This window comes from Mycobacterium paraffinicum, assembly GCF_001907675.1.
GTDB classification, from domain to species: domain Bacteria; phylum Actinomycetota; class Actinomycetes; order Mycobacteriales; family Mycobacteriaceae; genus Mycobacterium; species Mycobacterium paraffinicum_A.
This window is the reverse complement of sequence record NZ_MPNT01000028.1, coordinates 12010-28609: the sequence shown is the minus strand read 5'-3', so window position 1 is coordinate 28609 and position 16600 is coordinate 12010. Positions and strand designations below refer to the sequence as shown.

The window sequence follows — 16600 nt, the reverse complement described above, 5'->3', positions numbered from 1 at the left end:
TAAGGCTCTGAAAGGCTCTGTGGCATGGCCGAATTGAACGTCGAGATAGTCGCCGTCGACCGGAAGATCTGGTCGGGTGAGGCAACGTTCTTGTTCACCCGCACGACTGTCGGCGAGATCGGCATCCTGCCCCGGCACATCCCGGTCGTCGCCCAGTTGGTCGACGACGCGATGGTGCGCGTCGAGCGCGAAGGCGAAGACGATCTGCGGGTCGCCATCGAAGGCGGGTTCCTGTCGGTGACCGAGGAGACGGTGACCGTACTGGCCGAGTCCGCCGCGTTCGAGTCCGAGATCGACGAAAGCGCCGCCAGGGAGGATTCGGAGTCCGACGACCCCCGCATCGCGGCGCGGGGGCGCGGCAGATTGCGCGCCGTCGGCGCGATCGACTAGCCGCCTCGGACGAGACGATGAGCGCGCCCATGGTCGGCATGGTCGTGCTGGTTGTCGTCCTGGCGGGGGCGGTTGTCGCGCTGAGCTATCGGTTGTGGAAGCTGCGCCAGGGCGGGACCGCGGGGATCATGCGAGACATTCCCGCGGTCGGGGGCCACGGCTGGCGGCACGGCGTGATTCGTTACCGCGGCGGTGAGGCCGCGTTCTACCGGCTCTCCAGCCTGCGGTTGTGGCCGGACCGTCGACTCAGCCGCAGGGGCGTCGAGATCGTCGCCCGGCGGGCACCGCGCGGCGACGAATTCGACATCATGACCGACGAGATCGTCGTGGTGGAACTGCGCGACACGACGCAGGACCGCCGGACCGGATACGAGATCGCCCTGGACAAAGGCGCATTGACGGCCTTCCTGTCCTGGCTGGAGTCCCGCCCGTCACCGCGGGCTCGTCGTCGCAGCGTCTAGGCTTTGGAGCGCGAACTAACTCGCGCTCGGCGCACCGCCACCGGGTTTCCACAACACGTCGCCGTCGGGGTTGGCCGCGCGCGCCAGGATGAACAGCAGATCCGAGAGGCGGTTCAGGTATTTCGCCGGCAGCATGTTGACCTGCTCCGGGGCGGCATCGACCGCCGCCCACGCCGACCGTTCCGCTCGACGGACGATCGTGCGGGCGACGTGCAGCAGCGCCGACAGTGGCGAACCACCAGGCAGCACAAAGGAATTCAGCGCCGGCAGGTGCTCGTTATATTTGTCACACCAGCCCTCGAGCCGGTCGATGTAGGGCTGGGTGACCCGCAGCGGGGGATGCTCGGGGTTTTCCACCACCGGGGTTGACAGGTCCGCGCCGGCGTCGAACAGGTCGTTCTGGATCTGCCGCAGCACGCCGGCGGTTTCCGCGTCGGGGTGGCCCAAGGCGATCGCCACGCCGATCGCCGAGTTCGCCTCGTCACAATCCGCGTACGCGACCAGGCGGGGATCGTTCTTGGAGACCCGCGAAAAGTCGCTCAATCCCGTCGTGCCGTCGTCGCCGGTCCGGGTGTAGATACGGGTCAGGTGTATCGCCATGCGCAAGACGCTACTGCGGCGCGCGATGGGGCGGCGCCTTGGCTCGGCTTGACTTGCTTGACTCGCCCCTCGCCGTCCCCCGCAAGCGGGCGGTGCCCCCATCGCGGCTGGGGATGTGTCCCCGCCTCACTCCGCTGTGCGGAGCGCATCGTCGTCGAGCGGGCTGACTGACAACCCGATACCGCTTCACTAGACTGACGCGGGTGGCAGAGCGATTCGTGGTGACCGGCGGCAACCGGTTGTCCGGCGAAGTCGCGGTGGGGGGCGCCAAGAACAGCGTGCTCAAGCTGATGGCCGCGGCGCTATTGGCCGAGGGCACGAGCACCATCACCAACTGCCCCGACATCCTCGACGTCCCGCTGATGGCCGAGGTGTTGCGTGGCCTGGGCGCCACCGTGGAGCTCGACGGCGACGTCGCCCGGATCACCTCGCCCGACGAGCCGAAATACGACGCCGATTTTGCGGCGGTGCGACAGTTCCGGGCGTCGGTCTGTGTGCTCGGGCCGCTGGTCGGGCGGTGCAAGCGCGCGCGGGTCGCGCTCCCGGGCGGTGACGCGATCGGGTCTCGGCCGCTCGACATGCATCAGGCGGGCCTGCGCCAGCTGGGGGCGCAGTGCAACATCGAGCACGGTTGCGTCGTCGCCCAGGCCGACACGCTGCGTGGTGCGGAGATCCAGCTTGAGTTCCCTTCGGTGGGAGCCACCGAAAACATCCTGATGGCCGCCGTGCTGGCCGAGGGCGTCACCACGATCCACAATGCGGCCCGCGAGCCCGACGTCGTGGACCTGTGCACCATGCTGAATCAGATGGGCGCACAGGTCGAGGGCGCCGGCTCGCCGACGATGACCATCACCGGCGTCCCGCGGCTGCACCCCACCGAGCACCGCGTGATCGGGGACCGCATCGTGGCCGCCACGTGGGGCATCGCCGCCGCGATGACCCGGGGCGACATCTCGGTGACGGGCGTCGACCCGGCCCATCTGCAGGTGGTGCTGCACAAGTTGCATGACGCCGGCGCGACGGTCACCCAAACGGACAACAGCTTTCGGATCACGCAGTACGAGCGCCCCAAGGCCGTCAACGTCGCGACCCTGCCGTTCCCCGGGTTTCCCACGGACCTGCAGCCGATGGCCATCGCGCTGGCCTCGATCGCCGACGGGACGTCGATGATCACGGAAAACGTCTTCGAGGCGCGTTTCCGCTTCGTCGAAGAAATGATCCGGCTGGGTGCCGACGCCCGCACGGACGGCCACCATGCCGTCGTGCGAGGCCTGCCGCAATTGTCCAGCGCCCCGGTGTGGTGTTCCGATATCCGGGCCGGCGCGGGCTTGGTTTTGGCGGGCCTCGTCGCCGACGGTGACACCGAGGTCCACGACGTCTTCCACATCGATCGCGGCTACCCGTTGTTCGTCGAAAACCTGGCGATTTTGGGAGCGGAGATCGAGCGGGTAGAGTAACCAAAGTCAGTGCCCCGCAGGGGCGGTCGCCACACCAGGCGACCGACACCCCGGACGCTTGACTCCCTCGCTGGATTGGTACTAGCCTGGCACGGCTGCTCCCGAAACGGTCTCTGGAAGACCAAAACTGGGAGTTGACTCCACTGCCGGACTTGTATTAAGCTGGCAGGGTTGCCCCAAAACGGGCGAAACAAGTGTTGTTTGAGAACTCAATAGTGTGTTTGGTCTTTTTATTTTGTTGTTGTTTTTTTGGCCATACCTAGCACTCCCCGTGTGTGGGTATGGCAATTTTTGATGCCAGTTATTTGGTGTCTTTTTGTTAGGTCAGATTTTCTCTGATTTGAATTCACCTCGTTCTGCGAGGAGATTTTGTTTGGAGAGTTTGATCCTGGCTCAGGACGAACGCTGGCGGCGTGCTTAACACATGCAAGTCGAACGGAAAGGCCCCTTCGGGGGTACTCGAGTGGCGAACGGGTGAGTAACACGTGGGCAATCTGCCCTGCACTTCGGGATAAGCCTGGGAAACTGGGTCTAATACCGGATAGGACCACTTGGCGCATGCCTTGTGGTGGAAAGCTTTTGCGGTGTGGGATGGGCCCGCGGCCTATCAGCTTGTTGGTGGGGTGATGGCCTACCAAGGCGACGACGGGTAGCCGGCCTGAGAGGGTGTCCGGCCACACTGGGACTGAGATACGGCCCAGACTCCTACGGGAGGCAGCAGTGGGGAATATTGCACAATGGGCGCAAGCCTGATGCAGCGACGCCGCGTGGGGGATGACGGCCTTCGGGTTGTAAACCTCTTTCACCATCGACGAAGGCTCACTTCGTGAGTTGACGGTAGGTGGAGAAGAAGCACCGGCCAACTACGTGCCAGCAGCCGCGGTAATACGTAGGGTGCGAGCGTTGTCCGGAATTACTGGGCGTAAAGAGCTCGTAGGTGGTTTGTCGCGTTGTTCGTGAAATCTCACGGCTTAACTGTGAGCGTGCGGGCGATACGGGCAGACTAGAGTACTGCAGGGGAGACTGGAATTCCTGGTGTAGCGGTGGAATGCGCAGATATCAGGAGGAACACCGGTGGCGAAGGCGGGTCTCTGGGCAGTAACTGACGCTGAGGAGCGAAAGCGTGGGGAGCGAACAGGATTAGATACCCTGGTAGTCCACGCCGTAAACGGTGGGTACTAGGTGTGGGTTTCCTTCCTTGGGATCCGTGCCGTAGCTAACGCATTAAGTACCCCGCCTGGGGAGTACGGCCGCAAGGCTAAAACTCAAAGGAATTGACGGGGGCCCGCACAAGCGGCGGAGCATGTGGATTAATTCGATGCAACGCGAAGAACCTTACCTGGGTTTGACATGCACAGGACGCGTCTAGAGATAGGCGTTCCCTTGTGGCCTGTGTGCAGGTGGTGCATGGCTGTCGTCAGCTCGTGTCGTGAGATGTTGGGTTAAGTCCCGCAACGAGCGCAACCCTTGTCTCATGTTGCCAGCGGGTAATGCCGGGGACTCGTGAGAGACTGCCGGGGTCAACTCGGAGGAAGGTGGGGATGACGTCAAGTCATCATGCCCCTTATGTCCAGGGCTTCACACATGCTACAATGGCCGGTACAAAGGGCTGCGATGCCGCAAGGTTAAGCGAATCCTTTTAAAGCCGGTCTCAGTTCGGATCGGGGTCTGCAACTCGACCCCGTGAAGTCGGAGTCGCTAGTAATCGCAGATCAGCAACGCTGCGGTGAATACGTTCCCGGGCCTTGTACACACCGCCCGTCACGTCATGAAAGTCGGTAACACCCGAAGCCAGTGGCCTAACCTTTTGGAGGGAGCTGTCGAAGGTGGGATCGGCGATTGGGACGAAGTCGTAACAAGGTAGCCGTACCGGAAGGTGCGGCTGGATCACCTCCTTTCTAAGGAGCACCACGAAAAGCATCCCAATTGGTGGGGTGCCAGCCGTGAGGGGTTCTCGCCTGTAGTGGGCGAGGGCCGGGTGCACAACAGCAAATGATTGCCAGACACACTATTGGGCCCTGAGACAACACTCGGCCAGTCCGTGTGGTGTCCCTCCATCTTGGTGGTGGGGTGTGGTGTTTGAGTATTGGATAGTGGTTGCGAGCATCTAAACGGATGCGTTGCCGGCAACGGTCGCGTGTTCGTTGAAATGTGTAATTTCTTTTATAACTCTTGTGTGTAAGTAAGTGTCTAAGGGCGCATGGTGGATGCCTTGGCATCGAGAGCCGATGAAGGACGTGGGAGGCTGCGATATGCCTCGGGGAGCTGTCAACCGAGCATTGATCCGAGGATTTCCGAATGGGGAAACCCAGCACGAGTGATGTCGTGTTACCCGCATCTGAATATATAGGGTGCGGGAGGTAACGCGGGGAAGTGAAACATCTCAGTACCCGTAGGAGAAGAAAACAATTGTGATTCCGTCAGTAGTGGCGAGCGAACGCGGAACAGGCTAAACCGCATGCATGGATAACCGGGTAGGGGTTGTGTGTGCGGGGTTGTGGGATTGATATGTCTCAGCTCTACCTGGCTGAGGGGTAGTCAGAAAGTGTCGTGGTTAGCGGAAGTGGTCTGGGACGGCCTGCCGTAGACGGTGAAAGCCCGGTACGCGAAAACCCGGCACCTGCCTTATATCAACACCCGAGTAGCAGCGGGCCCGTGGAATCTGCTGTGAATCTGCCGGGACCACCCGGTAAGCCTAAATACTTCTCGATGACCGATAGCGGATTAGTACCGTGAGGGAATGGTGAAAAGTACCCCGGGAGGGGAGTGAAAGAGTACCTGAAACCGTGTGCCTACAATCCGTCAGAGCCTCCTTGTGGGGTGATGGCGTGCCTTTTGAAGAATGAGCCTGCGAGTCAGGGACACGTCGCGAGGTTAACCCGTGCGGGGTAGCCGCAGCGAAAGCGAGTCTGAATAGGGCGCATCCCCTTTGGGGTGTAGTGGCGTGTTCTGGACCCGAAGCGGAGTGATCTACCCATGGCCAGGGTGAAGCGCGGGTAAGACCGCGTGGAGGCCCGAACCCACTTAGGTTGAAGACTGAGGGGATGAGCTGTGGGTAGGGGTGAAAGGCCAATCAAACTCCGTGATAGCTGGTTCTCCCCGAAATGCATTTAGGTGCAGCGTTACGTGTTTCACCACGGAGGTAGAGCTACTGGATGGCCGATGGGCCCTACTAGGTTACTGACGTCAGCCAAACTCCGAATGCCGTGGTGTATAGCGTGGCAGTGAGACGGCGGGGGATAAGCTCCGTACGTCGAGAGGGAAACAGCCCAGATCGCCGGCTAAGGCCCCTAAGCGTGTGCTAAGTGGAAAAGGATGTGCAGTCGCAGAGACAACCAGGAGGTTGGCTTAGAAGCAGCCACCCTTGAAAGAGTGCGTAATAGCTCACTGGTCAAGTGATTGTGCGCCGATAATGTAGCGGGGCTCAAGCACACCGCCGAAGCCGCGGCAACCGTAAGGTTGGGTAGGGGAGCGTCCCCCATGCAGCGAAGCCACCGGGTAACCGTGTGGTGGAGTTTGGGGGAGTGAGAATGCAGGCATGAGTAGCGATAAGGCAAGTGAGAACCTTGCCCGCCGTAAGACCAAGGGTTCCTGGGCCAGGCCAGTCCGCCCAGGGTGAGTCGGGACCTAAGGCGAGGCCGACAGGCGTAGTCGATGGACAACGGGTTGATATTCCCGTACCCGTGTGTGGGCGTCCCTGATGAATCAGCGGTACTAACCACCCAAAACCGGATCGACCATTCCCCTTCGGGGGCATGGAGTTTCGGGGCTGCGTGGGACCTTCGCTGGTAGTAGTCAAGCAATGGGGTGACGCAGGAAGGTAGCCGTACCAGTCAGTGGTAACACTGGGGCAAGCCTGTAGGGAGAGCGATAGGCAAATCCGTCGCTCATTAATCCTGAGAGGTGATGCATAGCCGATTGAGGTGAATTCGGTGATCCTCTGCTGCCAAGAAAAGCCTCTAGCGAGCACACACACGGCCCGTACCCCAAACCGACACAGGTGGTCAGGTAGAGCATACCAAGGCGTACGAGATAACTATGGTTAAGGAACTCGGCAAAATGCCCCCGTAACTTCGGGAGAAGGGGGGCCGGAATACCGTGAACACCCTTGCGGTGGGAGCGGGATTCGGCCGCAGAAACCAGTGGGTAGCGACTGTTTACTAAAAACACAGGTCCGTGCGAAGTCGCAAGACGATGTATACGGACTGACGCCTGCCCGGTGCTGGAAGGTTAAGAGGACCCGTTAACCGTAAGGTGAAGCGGAGAATTTAAGCCCCAGTAAACGGCGGTGGTAACTATAACCATCCTAAGGTAGCGAAATTCCTTGTCGGGTAAGTTCCGACCTGCACGAATGGCGTAACGACTTCCCAACTGTCTCAACCATAGACTCGGCGAAATTGCACTACGAGTAAAGATGCTCGTTACGCGCGGCAGGACGAACAGACCCCGGGACCTTCACTACAACTTGGTATTGGTGTTCGGTACGGTTTGTGTAGGATAGGTGGGAGACTGTGAAACCCCAACGCCAGTTGGGGCGGAGTCGTTGTTGAAATACCACTCTGATCGTATTGGACACCTAACGTCGAACCCTTATCGGGTTCACGGACAGTGCCTGGCGGGTAGTTTAACTGGGGCGGTTGCCTCCTAAAATGTAACGGAGGCGCCCAAAGGTTCCCTCAACCTGGACGGCAATCAGGTGTTGAGTGTAAGTGCACAAGGGAGCTTGACTGCGAGACTTACAAGTCAAGCAGGGACGAAAGTCGGGACTAGTGATCCGGCACCCCCGAGTGGAAGGGGTGTCGCTCAACGGATAAAAGGTACCCCGGGGATAACAGGCTGATCTTCCCCAAGAGTCCATATCGACGGGATGGTTTGGCACCTCGATGTCGGCTCGTCGCATCCTGGGGCTGGAGCAGGTCCCAAGGGTTGGGCTGTTCGCCCATTAAAGCGGCACGCGAGCTGGGTTTAGAACGTCGTGAGACAGTTCGGTCTCTATCCGCCGCGCGCGTCAGAAACTTGAGGAAACCTGTCCCTAGTACGAGAGGACCGGGACGGACGAACCTCTGGTATACCAGTTGTCCCACCAGGGGCACCGCTGGATAGCCACGTTCGGACAGGATAACCGCTGAAAGCATCTAAGCGGGAAACCTTCTCCAAGATCAGGTTTCTCACCCTTTTAGAGGGATAAGGCCCCCCGCAGACCACGGGATCGATAGGCCAGACCTGGAAGCCCAGTAATGGGTGCAGGGAACTGGCACTAACCGGCCGAAAACTTACCAACACACAATCGCAACCACTGTTCAGTCTCACGACAATTTGTCGCGGGATGCTCTGAACACCACACCCCCCACCGAAACCAAATTTAAATAGAGTTACGGCGGCCACAGCGACAGGGAAACGCCCGGTCCCATTCCGAACCCGGAAGCTAAGCCTGTCAGCGCCGATGATACTGCCCCTTCGGGTGGAAAAGTAGGACACCGCCGAACATACACAAAAACACCCCCGGCAACGGGGGTGTTTTTGCATTTGCGGAAACGGCGCATTCCTAGTCGAACAATGTCAAAGTCGCATTCGCCGATACGCGTTTCTGCTCCAATGCGAGCAGGGTTCGCTTGCGGTCGAGGCCGCCGCCGTAGCCGGTAAGGCTTCCGTTGGCACCGATGACGCGATGACACGGAACTACTATCGCGATGGGATTGTGGCCGTTAGCGAGTCCCACGGCGCGCGCGGAACCGGGGGCGCCGATCTGTTCCGCGATCTCTCCGTAGGATCTGGTCTCGCCGTAAGGAATTGCTTGAAGCGCCTTCCAGACCCGCCGCTGAAATTCGGAACCGCGCAGTTCGAATTCGAAATCGAATTCGGTCAGCTCGCCGGCGAAATATGCGTTCAGTTGGTCGGTGGCCTCGTCGAACGCCGTAGCATTCGGTGCCCAACCGGTGCGGCTGGGCTCGTAGGTCTGGTCGACCATCCGAAGCATGGTCAAAACGGAGTCCTGACCGGCAAGGGTCAGCGGCCCGATCGGGCTGTCGATGGTGCGGTACTCGATCATGCTGTCTCCTTTTGGGGCTCCTGTGGTGGCCATTGGTTAACCGGATGCTCGAGGGTGGTCCAGAGGTACTGGGTGGCGTACGAACGCCAGGGGCGCCACCGGGCGCCGTGCGCGACGAGCGCCCGTTCGTCCGTCGGCAAGCCCAATTGGTCGGCGGCCAACCGGAGCCCAAGGTCGGTGGCGGGGAAGGCATCCGGGTCGCCGAGGCCGCGCATCGCGATCACCTCCGCGGTCCATGGGCCCACTCCGGGCAAGTCCAGCAATTGTCTGCGGGCGGCCTCCCAGTCGCTCCCGCTGTCGAGGACGACACGGCCGTCGGCGAGGGCGGCGACCAACGCGCTCACGGTTCGTTGCCGCGCCTTGGGGACCGCCAAGTGGATGGGGTCGATCTCCGCGAGCTGCTCCACGGACGGGAACGTGTGGGTCAGCCCGCCGTCGGGGTCGGCGATCGGCTGCCCGTAGGCCGCGACCAGGCGAGCGGCGTGGGTTCTGGCCGCCTTGGTCGACACCTGCTGGCCCAGCACTGCGCGCACGGCGAGCTCGGCTTCGTCGACCGTGCGTGGAATCCGTTGTCCGGGAGCCTTTCCCACGACCGGACGCAGGTGGACGTCGCCGGACAGGGCGTCGTCCACCGCTTCGGGATCGGCGTCGAGGTCCAGCAGTCGGCGGCAGCGGGCTATCGCGGTGGTCAGGTCGCGAAAGTCGTCGAGCGCCAGCACGCAGCGGACGTGATCCACGGCCGGCGTCAGGGTGGCGACGGCGCTACCGAACGGAAGACGCAGGCTCCGTCGATACGCACCGTCGCGGATCTCCTCGCAGCCCGGCACGGCGCCGGCGGCCAGATGACCGAAGACCCCCTCATAGGCGAACGGTGTGCGGACCGGCAATCGCAGGTACACCGCCCCCGGCGAAGCGGTCCCGGTCCCGGCCCGGACCGCCGCCCGCCGGCGCAGCTCCGTCGGTGTGCTCTCGAAGACCGAGCGCACGGTGTCGTTGAATTGCCGGATGCTGGAGAATCCCGACGCGAACGCGATGTCCCCGAATGGCAGGTCGGTGGTCTCGACAAGCAGGCGGGCCGTCTGCGCCCGCTGGGCGCGGGCCAGCGCGAGCGGCCCGGCGCCGACCTCGGTTTGCAACAGCCGTTCCAGCTGGCGGGTGGTGTAACCGAGGTGCGCCGCCAGCCCGCCGACGCCGTCGCGATCCACGGTGCCGTCGGCGATCAAGCGCATCGTGCGAGCGACGACGTCGCCCCGCACATTCCATTCCGGCGACCCGGGCGAGGCGTCGGGCCGGCACCGCTTACACGCCCGGAATCCGGCCCGCTGGGCGGCGGCGGCGGTCGGGTAGAAGCGCACGTTGCGGGCGAACGGCGGCCGCACCGGGCAACTGGGCCGGCAATAGATGCGGGTCGTCAGAACGGCGGTGACGAACCAGCCGTCGAACCGGGCGTCCTTGGACTGGACGGCGCGGTAGCAGCGTTCGAAATCGTCGTGCACGCTTCCAGACTTACACCCGCCCGGTGACAAAACTGGCGGAAAAGCGACATGGCAGTGGAACGCCGGCCTAGGGGCCGTCGTGGCGGACGGCCGCGGCGGCCGCGATGAAGTCGCGGGCCGGGCCGGGCGGGAGAGCGGGCGGCCCGACTGGAGTACGCCGCCGCGCATCCGAGCGGCGACGACCTGTCCATCGCTTTCGCAATCGGCGAGCGACACGAACTGGGCCCCGTTCCGCTGAAGCTCCAAGACAGCCCCGGCTTGATGATCCTGGGGCGGCAGGGCTGTGGCAAGACCCTGTCGCTGGTGTCCATCGGCGAGGCGATCATGAGCCGGTTCAGCCCGGAGGAGGCGCAGCTGACGCTGATCGACCCGAAGACCGCACCGCACGGTCTGCGGGATTTGAGTGGGCCGGGGTACGTGCGTGCGTATGCCTATGACCAGGATGAGATCGATGAGGTGATCACCTCACTCGCGCAACAGATCCTGCTGCCCAGGCTGCCCCCCAAGGGACTGAGCCAGGAAGAGCTACGCGCGCTCAAACCGTGGGAGGGGCCACGGCATTTCGTGCTCATCGACGACGTCCAGGACCTGCGGCCGGACCAGAGCTACCCACCCAAGCCACCGGTGGGGGCGGCGCTGTGGAAGCTGATGGAACGCGCCCGGCAGATCGGCCTGCACGTGTTCACCACCCGCAACAGCGCGAACTGGGCGACGCTGCAGATGGATCCGTGGATGAGATTCCAGAACTCGGCGAAAGTCGCGCAGCTCTATATGGACAACGACCCGCAGAACCGGATCAACCGCTCGGTGCGTGCGCAGTCGCTGCCGCCGGGGCGCGGTCTGCTGGTGAGCGCCGACGGCGACGTCGAAGGGGTGCTCGTCGGGATGCCGGCTACCGCGCTGCGGCAGTAGCGGCCGTAACCGGGTGCTGCAGTGGCGGTTTCACCGCCGCAATGCTGACGCGGCGGGGTAGCGCGCGTGGCCACCAGAACCAGCGGCCCAGCAGCGCCACGATTGACGGCACGATGAACGCCCGCACGATCAAGGTGTCCAACAACAGCCCGGCCGCGATGGTGCTGCCGATCTGAGCGATGCTGAGCACGCTACTGCTGAGCAACGCCAGCATGGTGAGCCCGAAGACGATGCCGGCAACGGTGACCACCCCGCCGGTGGCGCCGAAGGCGCGGATGATGCCGGTCTTGAGGCCCGCCGACGCTTCGTGCTTGATGCGCAGCGCGAGCAGCAGGTTATAGTCCGCGCCCACGGCGATCAGGGCGATGAATGCGATCGGGGCGACAGCCCAGTGCAGATCGTGGTGCAGCAGGTGTTGCCAAATCAGCACGCTGGCACCGACTGCCGACGCGTACGAGGTGACGACGGTCCCGACGACGACCAGCCCCGCCACCGGACTGCCCAGCATCACCGTGACGATCAAGAAGATGAGGGCCAACGCGGCGCCGACGAGCAGCTTGGTGTCGCCTGCGACGAAGCGCTGCAGGTCAGCAGTCACGGGGCCCACGCCGGCAAGGTCGACCTCCACCGGCGTCAGAGTGCCTTCCTTGGTGGCTTCCTTGATGGCGGCGCGGATCAGGTCTGCCCGCTTGGCGCCGTCGCCGCCCCACTCCGAGCCGTCTCCGTAGACCAGCAGGTAAGCGGCGCTGCCGTTTCCGGAGAGCAGGTGCCCCAGCGCGGCGGTGTAGCGGGAATCGGTCAACGCCCGCTGCGGCATGTAGAAGTCTGCCGCCGCACTGCCCTGAAACTGCGTCGCGATCTCGTCCAGGTAGTCGGTCAACTGGCGCATTTGGGGTCCGAGGGTGTCGGACAGGCTCAGTAGGTCATGGGTGGCCGAACGCGCCTGCGCCAGGGCGTCTTTCATCGCGCCGACGCTTTGGGGCAGGCCGGCCATCGCGGTGGCGGCAGTGGTTGAGCCGCTGGTCAGTTTCGCGGCCCCCGCATCCAGGCGCGCCGAGGTCTGCACCAGGCTGTCGACCGGCTGAAGCACTCGGTCCACCGTCGAGCAGATGGGATTGGTCGCGCAGTCGGGGGTGCGCCCGACGAAATCCCGCAACGGGTCGAGGTAACCCGACACCGTGGTGACGTTGCGCTGCAACCCATCCATCCCGGCGCGCATGTCGTCCGCGGCTCCGGACATGTCCGCCAATCCCGCACTACCACCGCGCAATCCGTTACCGAGGCCGTCGACTGCGAGCTGCGTCCGCGCCAGGGCGGAGTCGAGTTCGGAAACCCGTCGCAGCCGTTGGGTGAGCGAGTCGACGGTGTCCCCGAACTGACGGCCGAGCACGCCGGCCTGGTAGCTCAGCGTCGCCTGCTCGGGCACCTTGCCGTCGGGGCGGCTGGCGGACTGGACGGCGCGCACCCCGGGTACGGCCATGATGTGGCGCGTGATTCGCTCGATGGCGATCAGGCCGGCAGGGTTTCGCAGGTCGTGGTCGGCCTGGATCACCACGACGTCGGGCAACAGTGCGTTGGCAGCGAAATGCCGGTCGGCGCTGGCGTAGCCACGGTTGGAGTCGGTGGACGCCGGCGTGGCGGCGGGCTCGTTGAAGCCGATCCGCATGCCGGCCAGCGGCAGCGCCACCAGCAGGGTCAAGCCGCCCGCGGTGACCAGAATCGGGCCCGGCCAGCGCGCGACCGTCGTCCCCACACGGCGCCAGCGCCGCGCCGTTCTCGACGGCCGCGGTTCAAGATACCCGCGCCTGATGGCCAGGCTCATGAGTGCGGGCGTCAGGGTCAGCGCGGCGACCATGGTCGCCAGAATGCCTATGGCGCAGGGTAATCCGGCGCTTCGGAACGATCCCACGTTCGCGAACACCAGGCACGCCAGCGCCACCGACACGGTCAGCGCCGATCCGATCACCACGGGGGCGATGGAGCGGTAGGCCAGCGTCAGAGCGTCGGTAGGAGCGGCGCCGCCGCGGCGGGCCTCGTGGTAGCGGCCAACCAGGAAGATCGCGTAGTCGGTGCCGGCGCCCAGCGTCATGGCCGCCATGAGCGCGACCGAAAACAGCGAAACTTCAACCGCATTGGATTGGCCAAGCGCGGCGACGACGGCGCGGGCCAGGGCTAGGGCGAGGCCGACCGATATCAGCGGAATCGCGGCGGCTATCGGGGATCGGTACACCACCAACAGCAGAACCAGGATGAGACCGATGGTGGCGGCGGTGATTCCCAGCATCTGTCGATCGATCGCGGAGAATTCGTCGACGATGGTGGCGCCGGGTCCGGTGACATGGACGTCGAGGCCGGCCGGCGGCGAGAGCGTGCGGACCGTGGCGCGGACTGCGTTCACCGATTCGCGCGCCTGCGCGGTGCCCAGCATTCCCGCCAGCCGGACCATGACGCTGACGGCTCGCCCGTCGGAGCTCTGCGCCCCGGCGGCCGTCGCGGGCTGCGACCACAGGTCCGTCACCGCATAGACGTGTCGTCGATCAGAACCCAACTCCGCGGTCAGCGCGTCGTAGAACTGCCGGTCGCGTGGGGTGAGCTTCTGATTGCGTTCCAGCACAACGTAAACGAAGTTGTTGCTCGGCGTCTGGTCGAACAGCTGGGCGGCCCGCGAGGCGGCGACGGCGCTCGGCGCGTCGGTGGGCATGAAGGATCGGGCGTGGGAGTCGACCACTCGCTCCAGTTGGGGGACGGCCAGGTTGGCGGCACCGGCCGCGAGGACCCACAGCCCGACGATCAGGACCGCGTACCGACCGGTGAATCGCGAGATCAGTCCCGGCCTGTCATGCAACGGTCTGCCGATCGCCGCTCGGTCCGCCGAAGAGTCCCACCGCCACGTGCTCACCGCGCGTCAGGGAGCGCACCCGCAGCGACCGCCGGGAGCCGATCCGCACCAGCGCGTGCAGGCCGGGTTGGGCGGTTTCGAGCTCGGCCCGCACGTGGTCGGCCGCCACGCCCTCGTGCGCGGCCTGGTCCAGCTTGGCCACCAGCATGGTGATCCAGCGCTGCCCCAGCGACAGCAGCAGGCCCTCTTCGTCACCGAACAGCCGGGGAACTTCGGGTGAGTCCGTGACCGACGCGAGTGCCGCCTCGGGGTCGGCCTCGGCGGCTTTGATCACTTCGGCCATGAAGGCCATCCGGTCGTGCAGCTGTGTCCATGTCATGACTCGACGCTAGGAAAACGGACACCGTCGCGCGTCGTGCCGAAGTGCAGTCTTTGGCTCCTACCACGGGCGGAGGCAATTGCCGCCCACGGCATGATGTGCGCAGGTGGCGCGCCCTTCTACGATTGGGCGATGTTGCGTGCCGCAACGGCTTACCTGCGCGAGCAGCTTCGCCGGCGAGGTGAGCTGATTCCCGTCGGTCTCACCTGGACGTCGCTCATCGCCGTCGACATCAGCCACGTCGGCGGCGCGGTGGTTGCGATCCTGCAGCGCCCCTCCGCCGACGTGCCCGTCGGGCTCGCGGCATTCTCCGTGTCCATCGCACCGACGCTGGTGTTCTTTTTCCTGAACACAAAGCTCAGCCCGCTGCTGATGTGGGCGACCTGGTCGACGGCCACCGCCATGATGCTGTTCGGTACCTCGACTCCCATTCGCGCCGACTTCGCTCCCGCCCTGCTGGTGTTGATGGTGCTGTCCACCGCGACGCTGAGTTCCATCGCGGGCGGCTTGTTGTCCGCCGGGTCCTCGGCCGCTCTGCTGCTCGCCGCGTCCGCACTGCACCGCCTGGACGCGGTGATGCTGTACCTGGCCTTCATCGGGGCGGCGTGGCTCCTCGGTTACGTCATGCGCAGCCAACGGCTGCTGCTGGCCGAACAGATCGAGGCGCAGAAGATGCTGGCCCAGCACGCGGCGGCCGACGAGCGGCGTCGGATCGCCCGCGAAGTGCACGACGTCATCGCTCACTCGCTGAGCATCACGCTGCTGCACCTGACGGGTGCGCGTCGGGGACTGCAGCAGGACCGCGACATCGACGACGCGGTCGAGGCGCTCGAGCAAGCCGAGCGCCTGGGCCGGCAGGCGATGGCCGACATTCGGCGCACCGTCGGACTTCTCGACAACTCGCCCACGAAGCCCGCGCAGACGACGCCCGAACCCGGCATCGACGACGTCGGCGTCCTCGTCGCGGACTTTCAGCGCGCCGGCCTGGACGCCGCGCTGCGCATCGACGGACCCACCGAACGCGTCTCACCGGCGGTCGGCCTCGCGTTGTACCGCATCACCCAGGAATCCCTGGCCAACATCGCCAAGCATGCGCCGGACTCGAAATCGACGGTGGTGCTGAGAATCTCGGCGGCATCGGCAAGCGTCTCGGTGGACAACCGAGTACCGGTGGCGATAGCCGCCCCGCAATCCGCCGAAGGGCGCGGGTTGCGCGGCATGCGTCAGCGCGTCGAGCTGCTGGGCGGAGCCATCGACGCCGGTCCGACCGAGGACGGGTGGTCGGTGCGCGCCGACATACCGCTGCACGAGGGTGACACCGGCTGGCGCCCGTGGTGGTGTAAGGCGTGATCCCGAATGTCGCGGAAGTCGCCGAGATCACCGTCCTGCTCGTCGACGACCAGGAGTTGGTGCGATCGGGGCTGCGCCGGATCTTGCGCCGCAAGGACGGCTTCGTCGTCGTCGCGGAATGCGCCGACGGAGACGAGGTGCCGGCGGCAGTTGCCGAGTGCCGACCCGACGTGATCGTGATGGATCTGCGCATGCGCCGAGTCGACGGCATCGAGGCGACGCGCCGGCTCGGGGGGACGCCGCCGGTGCTGGCGCTGACCACTTTCAACGAGGACGAGTTGCTGTCCGAGGCGTTGCGCGCCGGGGCGGCCGGGTTTGTGCTCAAGGACTCGTCCGCCGAGGAACTGATCCGCGCCGTGCGCGCGGTCGCCCGGGGCGACAGCTACCTGGATCCCGCCGTCACCGCGCGCGTGCTCACCACCTACCGGAAAGCCGCCCCCGGCCCGCGCGGCGCCGCGATCGCCGAGCTGACGACTCGCGAGCTCGACGTGCTGACATTGATCGGCAAGGGTCTTTCCAACGCCGAGATCGCGGACGAGCTCTGCATTTCCGGGGTGACGGTCAAGAGCCATATCGGCCGGATTTTCGGAAAACTCGATCTGCGGGATCGTGCCGCGGCGATCGTGTACGCCTACGACAACGGCATCGTCATTCCACGCTAAGGAAC

General features: G+C 64.5%; 10 protein-coding genes, 3 rRNA genes and 1 pseudogene. 9 read left to right on the top strand and 5 right to left on the bottom strand.

Going from position 1 to position 16600, the window contains the following annotated elements; all coding sequences use genetic code 11:
- Positions 1-24: 24 nt before the first annotated feature.
- Together BRW65_RS23555 and BRW65_RS23550 are read left to right on the top strand one after the other, a co-directional pair.
- Positions 25-390 carry a F0F1 ATP synthase subunit epsilon gene (locus tag BRW65_RS23555; protein WP_067747732.1) on the top strand — a complete coding sequence of 122 codons (366 nt, stop codon included), beginning with the start codon at positions 25-27 and terminating at the stop codon, positions 388-390.
- Positions 391-407: 17 nt separating this feature from the next.
- Positions 408-851: a DUF2550 domain-containing protein gene (locus BRW65_RS23550; protein WP_067747734.1), complete on the top strand. Its 444-nt coding sequence runs from the start codon at positions 408-410 to the stop codon at positions 849-851.
- A 15-nt stretch (positions 852-866) separates the two neighbouring features.
- Here BRW65_RS23550 and BRW65_RS23545 read toward each other — a convergent pair whose 3' ends face one another.
- Positions 867-1451, bottom strand: coding sequence for a cob(I)yrinic acid a,c-diamide adenosyltransferase (locus tag BRW65_RS23545; protein ID WP_073878675.1), 585 nt, complete (start codon positions 1449-1451; stop codon positions 867-869).
- 203 nt (positions 1452-1654) lie between these two features.
- On the opposite strand from BRW65_RS23545, the gene murA reads away from it, so the two are divergent.
- From murA to rrf, 4 genes are all read left to right on the top strand, one after another.
- On the top strand, positions 1655-2908 hold the full coding sequence (gene murA, locus BRW65_RS23540) for a UDP-N-acetylglucosamine 1-carboxyvinyltransferase (protein ID WP_067281208.1): 1254 nt from the start codon (positions 1655-1657) through the stop codon (positions 2906-2908).
- Positions 2909-3278: 370 nt separating this feature from the next.
- Positions 3279-4806 (top strand): 16S ribosomal RNA (locus tag BRW65_RS23535).
- A gap of 282 nt (positions 4807-5088) precedes the next feature.
- A 23S ribosomal RNA gene (locus BRW65_RS23530) occupies positions 5089-8189 on the top strand.
- Positions 8190-8281: 92 nt separating this feature from the next.
- Positions 8282-8394, top strand: a 5S ribosomal RNA gene (gene rrf / locus BRW65_RS23525).
- The 16S, 23S and 5S rRNA genes sit together here, the layout of an rRNA operon.
- A 59-nt stretch (positions 8395-8453) precedes the next feature.
- On the opposite strand, the gene BRW65_RS23520 is transcribed toward rrf, so the two are convergent.
- Positions 8454-8957, bottom strand: a complete 504-nt coding sequence (locus BRW65_RS23520) for a methylated-DNA--[protein]-cysteine S-methyltransferase (protein WP_073878673.1) — start codon at positions 8955-8957, stop codon at positions 8454-8456.
- Entirely contained in the window at positions 8954-10453 is a 1500-nt protein-coding gene (locus BRW65_RS23515) for a DNA-3-methyladenine glycosylase 2 family protein (RefSeq protein ID WP_073878671.1), read from the bottom strand. Before BRW65_RS23515 ends, BRW65_RS23520 begins: the two co-directional genes overlap by 4 nt.
- 165 nt (positions 10454-10618) lie before the next feature.
- On the opposite strand from BRW65_RS23515, the pseudogene BRW65_RS23510 reads away from it, so the two are divergent.
- Positions 10619-11365, top strand: a pseudogene (locus BRW65_RS23510) (type VII secretion protein EccC); the annotation flags it as partial.
- On the opposite strand, the gene BRW65_RS23505 reads toward BRW65_RS23510, so the two are convergent.
- Both BRW65_RS23505 and BRW65_RS23500 read right to left on the bottom strand, forming a co-directional pair.
- On the bottom strand, positions 11346-14210 hold the full coding sequence (locus tag BRW65_RS23505) for an RND family transporter (protein WP_073878669.1): 2865 nt from the start codon (positions 14208-14210) through the stop codon (positions 11346-11348). The pseudogene BRW65_RS23510 and the gene BRW65_RS23505 overlap by 20 nt on opposite strands.
- Positions 14203-14583: a hypothetical protein gene (locus tag BRW65_RS23500; protein ID WP_073878667.1), complete on the bottom strand. Its 381-nt coding sequence runs from the start codon at positions 14581-14583 to the stop codon at positions 14203-14205. The genes BRW65_RS23505 and BRW65_RS23500 overlap by 8 nt, the downstream gene beginning before the upstream one ends.
- Positions 14584-14715: 132 nt before the next feature.
- On the opposite strand from BRW65_RS23500, the gene BRW65_RS23495 reads away from it, so the two are divergent.
- Complete coding sequence (locus BRW65_RS23495) at positions 14716-15933, top strand: sensor histidine kinase (RefSeq protein WP_073878763.1); 1218 nt, start codon at positions 14716-14718, stop codon at positions 15931-15933.
- Positions 15933-16595, top strand: a complete 663-nt coding sequence (locus tag BRW65_RS23490; RefSeq protein ID WP_073878761.1) for a response regulator — start codon at positions 15933-15935, stop codon at positions 16593-16595. The genes BRW65_RS23495 and BRW65_RS23490 overlap by 1 nt, the downstream gene beginning before the upstream one ends.
- The last annotated feature ends 5 nt before the right edge of the window (positions 16596-16600 follow it).

Bases quoted from the DNA above. Each gene is read 5' to 3' on its own strand.
- BRW65_RS23555 (WP_067747732.1), top strand. From the start codon at position 25: ATGGCCGAATTGAACGTCGAGATAGTCGCCGTCGACCGGAAGATCTGG.
- BRW65_RS23495 (WP_073878763.1), top strand. From the start codon at position 14,716: ATGTTGCGTGCCGCAACGGCTTACCTGCGCGAGCAGCTTCGCCGGCGA.
- BRW65_RS23550 (WP_067747734.1), top strand. From the start codon at position 408: ATGAGCGCGCCCATGGTCGGCATGGTCGTGCTGGTTGTCGTCCTGGCG.
- BRW65_RS23545 (WP_073878675.1), bottom strand. From the start codon at position 1,451: ATGGCGATACACCTGACCCGTATCTACACCCGGACCGGCGACGACGGC.
- BRW65_RS23500 (WP_073878667.1), bottom strand. From the start codon at position 14,583: ATGACATGGACACAGCTGCACGACCGGATGGCCTTCATGGCCGAAGTG.
- BRW65_RS23520 (WP_073878673.1), bottom strand. From the start codon at position 8,957: ATGATCGAGTACCGCACCATCGACAGCCCGATCGGGCCGCTGACCCTT.